Genomic DNA, 11,098 nt, shown 5'->3' with positions numbered 1-11,098 from the left:
ACCGCATGAGGTAGTGGATTTTTTGCTATTGGAATAAGGGGAGCGACGCTAAGAAGCCAACGCTTCCTTCGTAATCTTTTCAATATCGATGGGGGACCTAGATCCTTCTCGAACCAAGTCGGGTAAAATATTTCGCAGAAAATATGCCACGCAATGCAGGTTGATTTGTTTGATCTTGATAAGGGCATTGCGGTACATGACGATAAATTCCTTCTCCGTATTCCCTAATTGGAGCTCTGCGAACGCCTCGTAGATTTGATCCATTTTATCGGCGACCTCTAAAATTTGTCCTTCCACGGAATCGTCTTTGCCTTCGCGCAGCTGTCTGCGGAAGATGTGCTTGAGGTCCTCGGGAATATGCTCATCGATGAAATGCTCGACCATGCCTTCTTCCACCTTTTGCAGCATGGCGCGGAGCTCTAGCGAATAGTGCTTCACGGGCGTTTTAATATCTCCGATGAAGATTTCGCCGTAATCATGACTGGTCGTAATCTCATATAGCTTTTTCCAATCCACGACAACGCCATTGCTTTCTTCAATATCGGCCAACGTCTTCGCGTATTGGACGACCTTCCAGGAATGAGCCGAAACGCTATGCTCCTGGAATTTGAATTTACCTGGGCAGCGAATGATTCGTTCCAAATCGGTTAGCGATTGAAAATACGTATGGATACCCATATGGTGGATTCCTTTCTGGAAAAAGGGATGGTTGGTTGCGATACGCTTAGTATAAGGTTGATTTGTTAATCGACGATTAACTTGAACAGGGATATGCTTCCTTAATCTGAACAATCGTTAACGCCCCAAATGATACATGGTATTTCAACAAAGCGCCGACAATTTATGTGGTATACTCTTAATGAGTTTAATGAAATTGCCAAATCAACAAAAAATTTAAATAACCCTGCGTAAGTTGGTGCAGAACAATGAATTTGCATGTGGATACGAAAACGGTTCTCGTATTAATCGGACTCGGACATTTATTTACTTCCATCCTGATCGGCGCTTACTGGTACGGCCAGCCGAAAAACAAGCTGCTTCACTTGTTCCTGTTAGGCAAGTGCGCGGAGTCTGTCGCATGGCTAGGCTCGGCGCTTCGTCCGGAGCATCCGAGCATGCTGTATTTATTGATTATTAACGCGATGCTCTATATAGCTGCTGCTTGCGAGATTATGGCCTTGCTGAGTCTACGAGAAGAACTCCGTCCGAGGACGAGAAGGATCTATTATGCGTTAACGGCGTTAAGCATCGTCGGGTTCGCGCTGCTTGAGCTTTTTTATAACAAAGAAAGCGTGAGAGTAGCGTACTCCTCGATGGTATCTACGGTCATTTTGTTCCCGGTGTATCGCATGCTCATCCGAAGATCGGCGACTGCGCTCATGCGAGTGACGGGTTTTCTGTATGTGCTTGTTTTTGCATTGGGATGTCTAAAAGGGGCAGGTGCGCTGTTGTCCGGTAGTCGCATACAGACATTTACGCCCAGCATTTTTGAGACACTAATGGTTTTGTCGCTGTTTCTTCTCATGATCGTGGAAAATTCGGGGTTCGTGCTGCTGCTGAAGGAGAAATCGGATCAAGAGCTGATTCGGTTGGCCAGCTTTGACGATTTGACGAATACGTTGAACCGCAGGACGTTTGCCTTGGAAGCGAACCGCTGCCTGGCTGAACATGCGAAGCGGAGGATGCCGATCTCCTTCTTGCTGTTCGACATTGATAACTTTAAAGTCATTAACGATACGTACGGGCATATGGCGGGGGACGAGGTTTTGCAGGATATGACGTCGCAAATCCGAAGCCAGCTGGATCGGGAAGCGCTGTTTGTTCGTTACGGCGGCGATGAGTTTGGCATCATGCTGCTAGGGATGGACGAGACAGCATCCAATCGACTAGCCGAAAGGATGAAAGAATCGCTAGGGGGCGCGGCCTCCCGAGGCTTGCCCGCAGCGTATACGATCAGCATAGGGGTGATTACGATTGTTCCGGACCGACAGACCGAGCTAAGTACGCTTTATTCATCCTGCGATAAGGCGTTGTATATGGCAAAGAACAAAGGTCGTAATCATGTGCAGCGCGCACACCTTGATGGATATTTGGATGAACGCAATGAATCAACCACTGCCTCCTGAGGCAGTGGTTTTTTCTGTTCGTCATGCGCGCCAAACTATGCTGAATACGGAATTGAAATCCATGGTATAATCGATAAAAATTTCAATATATCCGCGGAGGGCTCAACCTAATATGTTGCAAAAAAGAGCAGGGCGGGCGATCGTGATCGGGGGCAGCATTGCGGGACTGCTTGCAGCGAGAGCGTTGTCTGATGTGTTTAATGAAGTCATCATCATGGAGGCGGATGCTTCCCCGGATGGCCCAACGCCTCGGAGCAAGGTGCCGCAAAGCTATCATTCGCATATTTTGCTTGAACGAGGCCAAGAGATTCTGGAGAGGCTGTTCCCGGGCATTATTCAGGAAATGATTCAGAACGGAAGTGTCGTGACCGATTTTACGAATGATCTGCAGTGGTTTCATTTTGGGCAATGGAAGCAGCGGTTCCACAGTGGAATCCGAGCGGTGCAGCAAACGCGGCCGTTCATTGAGCATCATGTTCGCGAGCGGGTCGAGGAAATTCCGAATGTCTCCATTCAGTATCGTTCCCGTGTAACGGGTATCATCGTCTCCGAGGATAAGAAGGATGTTCAGGGGGTCAAGGTCCGAGACGAAGCGTCTGGCCATGAAGAAGCGATGCCGGGGGATCTGGTCGTTGAAGCGAGCGGAGCGGGCGCTCAAGCACTGAAGTGGTTGAATATCGATACAGACGCGAGCGAAGTCGTACAAATTAATCTATTTTATGCTACGCGCTTCTATAGTAACGACGGGGTCGATCGCGGATGGAGCAATCTGATGATATCGGCCCAGCTGCCGGAGCAGCCCTATGCAGGGGTCGTCATTCCTTTTGAAAATGGACAAATCGGCGTTACGCTCGGAGGGTACTTGCAGGAGCCTCCCCAAACCGAAGAGGAATTCGAGCAAATTGCGAAACGGCTTCCTCAGCCGGATATATATCGCTTTATTCAACAAGCTACGCCGATCAGTGAAATGAAAATTTATAAAATTTCCTCGCAATCGCGTAAACGGAAAGATATGATCGATAAGCTCCCGAGGCGCTTCATCATGATCGGGGATGCCTACTGCCGGTTCGATCCGCTGTACGGCCAAGGGATGACGGTAGCTGCCATGGAGGCGGAAATTCTGCATGCGGAGCTGGAGCGTATGCTGAACGGTGAATCGATGGATACGGTCGTCCGAAGCTATTGGAATAAGCTGCCTAAGCTTACCGATGACCCTTGGAGCATGGCGCTCGTCGAAGCGTACAGACATCCTGCTATTGTGGGCAAGAGGCCGTTCGGAATCGGTGTGCAAAAGTGGTTCACCAAGAAAATCTATCAGGCGTCGGCCCATGACAGCCTGGTTTATTTGCGGTTAGCGCAGGTGATGAATCTGAAGCGTTCCTCAACCGCGTTTTTCCGGGTTTCGATGTTGAGGCGGATTTTTCGGGGGAAATAGTATTGGATTAATTCAATAGCAGCATGGTTTGAATAATGTTGGTCTATATTTAAGATTGCGTGGATTCCCGTGAATCAGTAATGCAATAAAACTAATGAGGGATTGAGTGGAATCATGAATTTGATTGAAGATTATGTGGAAAATATACTTCTACCACAACTAATTTACTATGGAGCAAATGTGCAATCAGCCAGTGAAGTGAAAAGGGATATCAAGTATAGGTTGGCTTCCGTAATTAATCTTTGGAAGCAACCAGAGATTCGTAATACGATATTACTGACGGGGTTAGAAGAGGCCTATTATTATAAGCCGGATGCAGATTTATTAACCAAGTCGTTAGTAGTAGTTGCTATACGAAACAGTTTGATTGAAGATATGAAAAGTACACTAGCTGCTGCCAGAAGACTTGGATTGTCCAAGGTAATTATCGATGATAAATTGATTAGGGAGATCACTGGTAAGGCCATAAATTATTTCAATAAACATGATCCCAATACAGTGGCTATTTCTTTAGTGGATAATGCTAACAATCCTTATATTGACTTATCGAGTAAATATCCTATAGCTTGGGAAGCAATTAAAAATCTTAGCCAGTGCAAAAGCTATACTAAGTACAATCCCATTGAATGTGATCAAGCTTCATCCACTATATTTATTAATCCAAAGATGAGTGATGGAATGAAGACGGTGGAGGTCCAAAGTGGCATTGATCCGACTATTACTGATCAACTACAACACATTTTGAATTTTGTTATGGAAGGGAAGCAACCATTCTTCTTCAGTGACAGCTTTAAAATGATCAGTAGAAATGTAGATAAATTATTTAAAGTATTGAATATTGTATTATCGTCAAATGCCCCAGTGGTGACTGTTAACTATTATATTAGTAATGGTTACGTTGCCAAAAGGTCCAATTTGCTTCGCCCCGCACACTTCGAAAGTGAAGTAATCGATAAGATTAAAGATGTTTCTGGTTTAAGAAAAACGCATGCTGCCATTTTGAAATCAGTGAAAGCTAGCATAGAGGATTAATGTTTGTAGGAATTATGTTATATCTTAGGTTGCTGTCGGGGAAACGAACCTTTGTCCTTAAAGATCCATGACAGTTAATGAGGACAAGGGTTCAGTTTTTTTGAGATCGATTTAATTATTCTACTGTAACGGTTCCTTCTGCACTAACCCAAAATACATTGAATTGCATCTGAGCTTTAAGCCAGCCGACACGAGGAAGTAAATTAGCATATGTAGTGAAATCTTTTGGGAGAGCTATGCCGAGTTGCACTTGGGGGTTTTCTCCATAATATAAGATGAGATCAAATAGAGCACTGGAAAACCAATGGCGTGCTTGAACATTTGAGCTCTTTTCGGGGTAGCCTTTAACACTTATCCAAATCTCTTTGCCTTCAGGTGAAAGTGCAATTATATCTTTACCGGCTGTTCGGGACGCAGTATCAGCTATACTTCGAATTTTGTAGCTATTTTTAGCAAGATAACTCACTACGTGACTTTGTACATTCCCCTCCCAAAACCATGGTTTGGTGGATGAATCAATCTTTAACTCAGGTTTGGGCATCTCCTCGAGATGATTTCTTTTATTTTGAAGCTGGTTTGTTGTTTTTGCTTTGTGGCAATGCTCGCATATACCATGATGCCTGAAAATGTATGCTTCTTCAAATAAAGAACGGCATATTGAATAGACGGTTTGTCTCGGTGCAACACTCGATGCAACGGACAAGCAGTCATCACATAATTCCAAATTGGATAAAGTTGCAATCACTCGTTCTTTGTTTGTCATTCCTCATCCTCCTCTATATTCAAACGACACTAATATTATATCAGAGCAAGGAAGTAGCAAGGGAGCTTGTACATTGCAATATCACATGACTATCACACTGCGTCGAATAGTTATGCACAACTAAGGGTTTGCTTCCACCATGTATGTTCCAAGACTACGATCCTCGCTCGAAATGTAGAAGGATGGTGACAGATCGTATTTGTATAAATCGGGCGGCGTGGTTGCGGATGTTAGCGATTTTTTAACTTTTTTAAAGTATCATCATAGCCTACCATTAATTGCATGAGGGTTTTTAAGAAAGCGGAATCAATCTCTATTTCCTTTAATACTTCCGGTTGGGTAATGTTTGGGTTGTTACCAAATTCGGTAATCCTATATTTCATATCCTTCACCTTCTTCATATATTTTCTGTTTATTATACTATGCAGCGGTTGTAATAGTTATTGTACATAGAAAAAGGGTTGTAAAAACATTACTATTTATTTTAATCTGAAACTACACTTGTGGGATGTCACTATTGTTGCAGATTAGAGCATTAACCGAAAATGATTGATTCGTGGTGAAGATCCTGGATGCTTGCTTCTTGGCTTGATTAGGCGGGGAACTGACTGAGGAAGCTAGACAAGCAACTGGACGAACAACCCGGCCGCGCGCGGTCGGGTTGTCGTAAATGCGCCGATGAACAGGCAGCGATCTAGACTATTTCGCATCCTTATCCGGCTGATGAATGCCGAACAAATTCCCTTCCGTGTCCAAATAATAGCCTTGCCACGCCATGCCGGGCAGGGCATATTTCGGCAATGCGAGCTTGCCGCCAAGGCTGAGGATTTTTGCTTCGGTAGCATCGTAGTTTTCAACGCCCAGTGTACAAGCAAAGCCATTCAATGCTTGGCCCGGCTGCGGCGGCTGACCTTGACGCTGCATCAAGGCTCCGTTGATTCCCATAGCGTCGGCATCGCCTGTCGTAGCGCCAAAATAGGGCATGCCAGCGTACGCGCTCCAATCCTCGAATGTCCAGCCGAACGCCTCGCCATAAAATGTCTTCGCACGATCCATATCATCGACATGGATCTCAAAATGAACGACTTTGCCCATCATAACCTCCTTATTTTCGACCTTAATACATGATTCTTCTATTAGGGTATCCTTTCCTTCTTCATCTCTATTGACATGGATCGGATAACGGCATAATATAATACCCATAGGGGTATATGTAGCATGAATATGTCGTATCGAAAGGGAGGCAGGGTTCATCTATGCAGCGGGGAGAGGCCGTTCAGTTAGTATCTGGCTGGCCGCGTTTTTTATGCAAAATTTTATACCCCATAGGGTATGTGGTCGTCCTTTATCCATATTACTAACAAAGAATGGAGCATTCATATGGATCTAAGTCTGGGTTGGGTTCTTACGTTGTTTGCGATTGGCTTAATCGGGTCGTTCATCTCCGGCATGGTTGGCATCGGCGGTTCCATCATTAAATATCCGATGCTGCTCTATATTCCGCCGGCGCTCGGGTTTGTCGCTTTTACGGCACAGGAGGTATCGGCGGTCAGCGCGGTACAAGTATTCTTTGCAACAATCGCGGGTGTATTCGCCTATCGGAAAAGCGGCTTGATTAACAGAAAGCTCGTGCTTTATATGGGCATTCCAATCGTTATTGGCAGCTTTATCGGGGGTTACGGCTCCAAATTTCTTCCGGACTCGGCGATCAATTTAACGTATGCAGTACTGGCGCTTATTGCGGCGATCATGATGTTTATGCCGAAGAAAGGCGCTGAGAATGGGGAGTACGCCGAGCTCAAATTCAATCGTCTAATTGCATCTTTAACTGCTGCGATCGTTGGTATTCTGTCAGGCGTCGTAGGCGCCGCTGGCGCCTTTATTACGGTACCGATCATGCTCGTTGTGTTGAAAATTCCGACGAGGGTTGCCATTGCATCCTCTCTGGCTATTACCTTTATCGCCTCCATTGGCTCAACGGTTGGCAAAGCGATGGGCGGCCATATGCTGCTGATTCCGTCCATTGTCATGGTTGTGGCGAGTATTATAGGTTCGCCGATTGGCGCGAAGATCGGCCAGAAGATGAACGTGAAGGTACTGCAATTGTTGCTTGCAGGCTTGATTACGGCAACGGTTATCAAAATTTGGCTGGATATGCTCTTGTAAGGGCGCGATGACGGATTAACCAAATTTACCCAGTGTTTTAGCACTTGCAATTATACCCCATAGGGTATATGATAAGAGCAAGTTGTTGATCTATTTTTTTAACCTAAAACATACCCCATGGGGTATAAAAGATTCATCATCCCCAGTATAGGAGGTGAGTGCATTGGATCAAAATCTTGCGATTAACATAGTGATTGTTGTCGGCATGGTTTGGTTTATTGCCAAGCGGTTCGCAGGGGTGAAAGGACTCCGCGGCCTGAACGCCGACCAATTGCAGAATGAACTGAAATCGAATCGCAATCATGTCTTAATTGATGTTCGCGAACCGAGCGAGGTCAAGCAAGGTTATATTGCAGGAGCGATTAATGTTCCGTTGTCGCGGCTGAAGCAGCGGCTAAACGAAATTCCTTCTGACCGAAGCGTATACCTGTACTGCCGAAGCGGAATGCGAAGCAAGCAAGCCGCGCGTATTCTCGCGAAGAACGGATACCGAGAGCTCGCACATCTGCAAGGCGGAATCATGGCATGGCGAGGGCAATTGAAAAAATAAACCGACAGATCATAAAAGGAGCGAGCACAATGGCTGGAAAGTTCTCGAAAGCAATGACATCGGATGACGTGGCCGAGTTGATCAAACAAGGAAAGACACTGCACATCGTTGATGTACGCGAACAGGATGAGTGGGATGCTGGCCATATCGCAGGCGCTAAGCATATTCCGCTAGGCCAAATCAGCAGCAGGCATACCGAGCTTGATCCGAAGCAGGAGACGATCATCGTATGCCGCAGCGGGAATCGAAGCGGGCTGGCATGCGAGCATTTGGAGTCCCTTGGCTATAAGGTCGTCAATATGTCGGGCGGCATGCTGAATTGGAAGGGTAGCATCGAGTTCTGATCGTATATATGCGTGTTAATGAGGCTGCCTGAAGAGGCAAAAAAATTTTCACATAAACATACCCCTATGGGTATAAAAAGAGGAGCGAGCATAAATGACAACATCAACAACGTATCACCCGATGGCAGCGAAGGAAGTTACCCGTTTTATTTTGGACCAAAAGCCGTTGTTTATTCTGGATGTTCGCAACGAGGGAGATTACAACGATTGGCGGATTGAAGGGGAGACGATCGAATCGATAAACGTTCCGTACTTCGAATTGCTTGAAGGCGTGGACGCAGTGATGGACCGCATCCCGGCAGAGGGAAAAGTGCTTGTCGTATGCGCCAAGGAGGGCTCGTCCATATTCGTGGCGGAGCAGTTGGCCGAGACGGGCCGGTCCGATATTTTCTACCTCGAAGGCGGCATGAAGGCATGGAGCGAGTACCTTGAGCCGGTGAAGGTCGGCGATCTGCGGGATGGGGGCGAGCTTTATCAGTTCGTTCGAATCGGCAAAGGCTGCTTGTCGTACATGGTCGTATCGGGCGGCGAAGCCGCAGTGGTCGATGCGCTTCGCATGACAGACGTGTATGAGCAATTTGTAGCGGAGAAGGGTGTACAGCTCAAGCACACGATTGATACGCATCTGCACGCGGACCATATTTCCGGCGGCCGCTCCCTTGCGGAAAAGACAGGCGCCACGTATTGGCTCCCGCCGAAGGATGCCGAGGAGGTGCAATTCGCGTACGAACCACTTCAGGACGGCAACGAAATAACGGTTGGTGGAACGCGGATTGTCATCCAAGCGTTATACTCGCCGGGCCATACGATCGGCAGTACGTCCTTTATCGTTGACGATCGTTACTTGCTGTCTGGCGATATTCTGTTCGTGGAATCGATCGGACGCCCTGACTTGGCGGGGCTTGCGGAAGACTGGGTGGGCGATCTTCGCGACACGCTGTACAGCCGCTACAGGGAGCTGTCCGAGGAGCTGATCGTGCTTCCAGCCCATTTTGGCAAAATGACGGAGCTTGGCGAAGGCGGTAAAGTATCCGCTCGTCTGGGGGACCTGTACAAGCACAATCCGGGTCTTAATATGCAGGACGAAGCGGAATTCCGCCGGGCCGTGACGGAGAATCTGCCGCCGCAGCCGAACGCTTACCAGGAAATCCGGCATACGAATATGGGCAAAATCACGCCGACTGCCGAGGAGCAGCGCGAGATGGAGATCGGTCCAAACCGCTGCGCGATTCATGATAAATAAGCTTAACTTTTCGAAGATAGAAAGGGGATACCAACAATGACTATGCATGAACAGATTCAAGTGGATCTTACGCTCGATTGCAAAGGGCTGGCGTGCCCGATGCCAATCGTGAAGACGAAGAAGGCCATCGAGACGGTGCAGTCCGGGCAGGTTGTCGAAATTCAGGCGACGGACAAAGGCTCGCTGGCCGACATCCAAGGCTGGGCTAGAACGACCGGCCATCAATACTTGGGTACGATTGAGGAAAACGCTGTGCTCAAGCATTATATCCGCAAATCAAGCCCGAATGAGCTGAAGCCGGAATCGAAGTATGCAATTACGATGTCGGCAGACGAGTTGCAAACGAGGCTTGCCAGCGGCGAAGCGATAACGGTTCTGGATGTGCGAGAGCCTGCAGAGTATGCGTTCCAGCATGTCGCTGGCGCAATATCGATTCCGCTTGGCGAGCTGGAAAGTCGCCTTGGGGAGCTGTCTGGCGACAACGTTATCGCCGTCATCTGCCGGACGGGTACGCGAAGCGATTTGGCTTGCCAGCTGCTGCAGGACAAAGGTTTCGAGCGCGTCGCGAATGTCGTGCCAGGCATGACGGAGTGGAATGGGCCGACGGAACAGTTTTAATACGAAAACGAATCATCAAACGGCCATGCGGCCAACAAATCTGAGGAGGCTAACAATATGAATAAGGATCTGGTTGTTGATACGAAAGGACTGGCATGCCCAATGCCGATCGTTAGAGCGAAGAAGGCGCTGGATAGCCTGCTGCCCGGCCAAGTGATGGAAGTGCTGTCGACGGACAAAGGTTCGGTTAATGATTTCCAAGCATGGGTGAAGCAAACGAACCATGAACTGATCAAGCATGAGGAAGAGCAAGGCGTCTATAAGTTTTACGTACGCAAAGTCTGATAGGAGAAGGGGGAGGAGAAACGTGATGGAACAGACGGGGAAGAAGAAAACGACCATTGTGTTGTTCAGCGGCGATTATGACAAAGCGATGGCTGCGTTCATTATTGCGAATGGCGCGGCGGCGTATGATCACGAAGTGACCATTTTCTCAACCTTCTGGGGGCTGAATACGCTGCGGAAGGAAGGGCCGGTCCAGACGAATAAAGGGCTGCTGGAAAAAATGTTTGGGTGGATGATGCCGCGAGGAGCGAACAAGCTGGGATTATCCAAGATGCAGATGTTCGGCATGGGGCCGAAGATGATCAAGCATGTCATCAAGAAGCATAATGCAATGACGCTTCCGCAGCTGATTGAGCTGTCGCAGGAGATGGGCGTGAAGTTGGTTGCGTGCACGATGACGATGGATCTGCTGGGCTTGCAGCAGGAGGAGCTGCTGGACGGCATCGAGCTAGGCGGCGTGGCTGCTTATCTCGGTGATGCTTCCGAAGGCAACGTGAACCTGTTCATCTAACGCGGACGTAGACAGACGGTATGAA

Annotated in this window: 14 protein-coding genes; 10 read left to right on the top strand and 4 right to left on the bottom strand. The window is 47.7% G+C overall.

The window, feature by feature from the left end:
- Positions 1-48: 48 nt before the first annotated feature.
- Positions 49-678 carry a YfbR-like 5'-deoxynucleotidase gene (locus PAECUDRAFT_RS17900; RefSeq protein ID WP_006039545.1) on the bottom strand — a complete coding sequence of 210 codons (630 nt, stop codon included), beginning with the start codon at positions 676-678 and terminating at the stop codon, positions 49-51.
- Between the two features lie 248 nt (positions 679-926).
- Here PAECUDRAFT_RS17900 and PAECUDRAFT_RS17895 point away from each other — a divergent pair, with 248 nt between their 5' ends.
- From PAECUDRAFT_RS17895 to PAECUDRAFT_RS17885, 3 genes are all read left to right on the top strand, one after another.
- The gene (locus PAECUDRAFT_RS17895) at positions 927-2,126 is read left to right on the top strand and encodes a GGDEF domain-containing protein (RefSeq protein WP_006039544.1); all 1,200 of its coding nucleotides are present in this window, start codon (positions 927-929) and stop codon (positions 2,124-2,126) included.
- Positions 2,127-2,238: 112 nt separating this feature from the next.
- Positions 2,239-3,561 carry an FAD-dependent oxidoreductase gene (locus PAECUDRAFT_RS17890; RefSeq protein ID WP_006039543.1) on the top strand — a complete coding sequence of 441 codons (1,323 nt, stop codon included), beginning with the start codon at positions 2,239-2,241 and terminating at the stop codon, positions 3,559-3,561.
- A gap of 114 nt (positions 3,562-3,675) precedes the next feature.
- Positions 3,676-4,593 carry a hypothetical protein gene (locus PAECUDRAFT_RS17885; RefSeq protein WP_006039542.1) on the top strand — a complete coding sequence of 306 codons (918 nt, stop codon included), beginning with the start codon at positions 3,676-3,678 and terminating at the stop codon, positions 4,591-4,593.
- A 115-nt stretch (positions 4,594-4,708) separates the two neighbouring features.
- Here PAECUDRAFT_RS17885 and PAECUDRAFT_RS17880 read toward each other — a convergent pair whose 3' ends face one another.
- The 3 genes from PAECUDRAFT_RS17880 to PAECUDRAFT_RS17875 all read right to left on the bottom strand — a co-directional run bounded on the left by PAECUDRAFT_RS17880 (position 4,709) and on the right by PAECUDRAFT_RS17875 (position 6,451).
- Entirely contained in the window at positions 4,709-5,356 is a 648-nt protein-coding gene (locus PAECUDRAFT_RS17880; protein WP_006039541.1) for a hypothetical protein, read from the bottom strand.
- 230 nt (positions 5,357-5,586) lie between these two features.
- Entirely contained in the window at positions 5,587-5,739 is a 153-nt protein-coding gene (locus PAECUDRAFT_RS25950; protein ID WP_006039540.1) for a hypothetical protein, read from the bottom strand.
- 316 nt (positions 5,740-6,055) lie between these two features.
- Positions 6,056-6,451, bottom strand: coding sequence for a VOC family protein (locus PAECUDRAFT_RS17875; RefSeq protein ID WP_006039539.1), 396 nt, complete (start codon positions 6,449-6,451; stop codon positions 6,056-6,058).
- A gap of 285 nt (positions 6,452-6,736) precedes the next feature.
- Between PAECUDRAFT_RS17875 and PAECUDRAFT_RS17870 the strand changes: the two genes are divergently transcribed.
- From PAECUDRAFT_RS17870 to PAECUDRAFT_RS17840, 7 genes are all read left to right on the top strand, one after another.
- Positions 6,737-7,522: a sulfite exporter TauE/SafE family protein gene (locus tag PAECUDRAFT_RS17870; RefSeq protein WP_006039537.1), complete on the top strand. Its 786-nt coding sequence runs from the start codon at positions 6,737-6,739 to the stop codon at positions 7,520-7,522.
- A 154-nt stretch (positions 7,523-7,676) separates the two neighbouring features.
- Entirely contained in the window at positions 7,677-8,072 is a 396-nt protein-coding gene (locus PAECUDRAFT_RS17865; RefSeq protein ID WP_233516784.1) for a rhodanese-like domain-containing protein, read from the top strand.
- Between the two features lie 29 nt (positions 8,073-8,101).
- On the top strand, positions 8,102-8,416 hold the full coding sequence (locus PAECUDRAFT_RS17860; RefSeq protein WP_006039535.1) for a rhodanese-like domain-containing protein: 315 nt from the start codon (positions 8,102-8,104) through the stop codon (positions 8,414-8,416).
- Positions 8,417-8,510: 94 nt separating this feature from the next.
- Positions 8,511-9,659, top strand: coding sequence for an MBL fold metallo-hydrolase (locus PAECUDRAFT_RS17855; protein ID WP_006039534.1), 1,149 nt, complete (start codon positions 8,511-8,513; stop codon positions 9,657-9,659).
- A 36-nt stretch (positions 9,660-9,695) separates the two neighbouring features.
- Positions 9,696-10,277: a sulfurtransferase TusA family protein gene (locus tag PAECUDRAFT_RS17850; protein ID WP_006039533.1), complete on the top strand. Its 582-nt coding sequence runs from the start codon at positions 9,696-9,698 to the stop codon at positions 10,275-10,277.
- Positions 10,278-10,334: 57 nt separating this feature from the next.
- Positions 10,335-10,562, top strand: a complete 228-nt coding sequence (locus PAECUDRAFT_RS17845; protein ID WP_006039532.1) for a sulfurtransferase TusA family protein — start codon at positions 10,335-10,337, stop codon at positions 10,560-10,562.
- A 25-nt stretch (positions 10,563-10,587) separates the two neighbouring features.
- Complete coding sequence (locus PAECUDRAFT_RS17840) at positions 10,588-11,073, top strand: DsrE/DsrF/DrsH-like family protein (RefSeq protein ID WP_006039531.1); 486 nt, start codon at positions 10,588-10,590, stop codon at positions 11,071-11,073.
- Positions 11,074-11,098 lie beyond the last annotated feature (25 nt).

The organism is Paenibacillus curdlanolyticus YK9 (assembly GCF_000179615.1).
In the GTDB taxonomy this organism is placed as follows: domain Bacteria; phylum Bacillota; class Bacilli; order Paenibacillales; family Paenibacillaceae; genus Paenibacillus_T; species Paenibacillus_T curdlanolyticus.
This window is presented reverse-complemented; position numbering and strand designations above follow the sequence as displayed.

Excerpts from the sequence above, each read along its gene's own strand:
- PAECUDRAFT_RS17900 (WP_006039545.1), bottom strand. The coding sequence starts at position 678 with ATGGGTATCCATACGTATTTTCAATCGCTAACCGATTTGGAACGAATC.
- PAECUDRAFT_RS17895 (WP_006039544.1), top strand. The coding sequence starts at position 927 with ATGAATTTGCATGTGGATACGAAAACGGTTCTCGTATTAATCGGACTC.
- PAECUDRAFT_RS17890 (WP_006039543.1), top strand. The coding sequence starts at position 2,239 with ATGTTGCAAAAAAGAGCAGGGCGGGCGATCGTGATCGGGGGCAGCATT.
- PAECUDRAFT_RS17885 (WP_006039542.1), top strand. The coding sequence starts at position 3,676 with ATGAATTTGATTGAAGATTATGTGGAAAATATACTTCTACCACAACTA.
- PAECUDRAFT_RS17880 (WP_006039541.1), bottom strand. The coding sequence starts at position 5,356 with ATGACAAACAAAGAACGAGTGATTGCAACTTTATCCAATTTGGAATTA.
- PAECUDRAFT_RS25950 (WP_006039540.1), bottom strand. The coding sequence starts at position 5,739 with ATGAAATATAGGATTACCGAATTTGGTAACAACCCAAACATTACCCAA.
- PAECUDRAFT_RS17875 (WP_006039539.1), bottom strand. The coding sequence starts at position 6,451 with ATGGGCAAAGTCGTTCATTTTGAGATCCATGTCGATGATATGGATCGT.
- PAECUDRAFT_RS17870 (WP_006039537.1), top strand. The coding sequence starts at position 6,737 with ATGGATCTAAGTCTGGGTTGGGTTCTTACGTTGTTTGCGATTGGCTTA.
- PAECUDRAFT_RS17860 (WP_006039535.1), top strand. The coding sequence starts at position 8,102 with ATGGCTGGAAAGTTCTCGAAAGCAATGACATCGGATGACGTGGCCGAG.
- PAECUDRAFT_RS17855 (WP_006039534.1), top strand. The coding sequence starts at position 8,511 with ATGACAACATCAACAACGTATCACCCGATGGCAGCGAAGGAAGTTACC.
- PAECUDRAFT_RS17850 (WP_006039533.1), top strand. The coding sequence starts at position 9,696 with ATGACTATGCATGAACAGATTCAAGTGGATCTTACGCTCGATTGCAAA.
- PAECUDRAFT_RS17845 (WP_006039532.1), top strand. The coding sequence starts at position 10,335 with ATGAATAAGGATCTGGTTGTTGATACGAAAGGACTGGCATGCCCAATG.
- PAECUDRAFT_RS17840 (WP_006039531.1), top strand. The coding sequence starts at position 10,588 with ATGGAACAGACGGGGAAGAAGAAAACGACCATTGTGTTGTTCAGCGGC.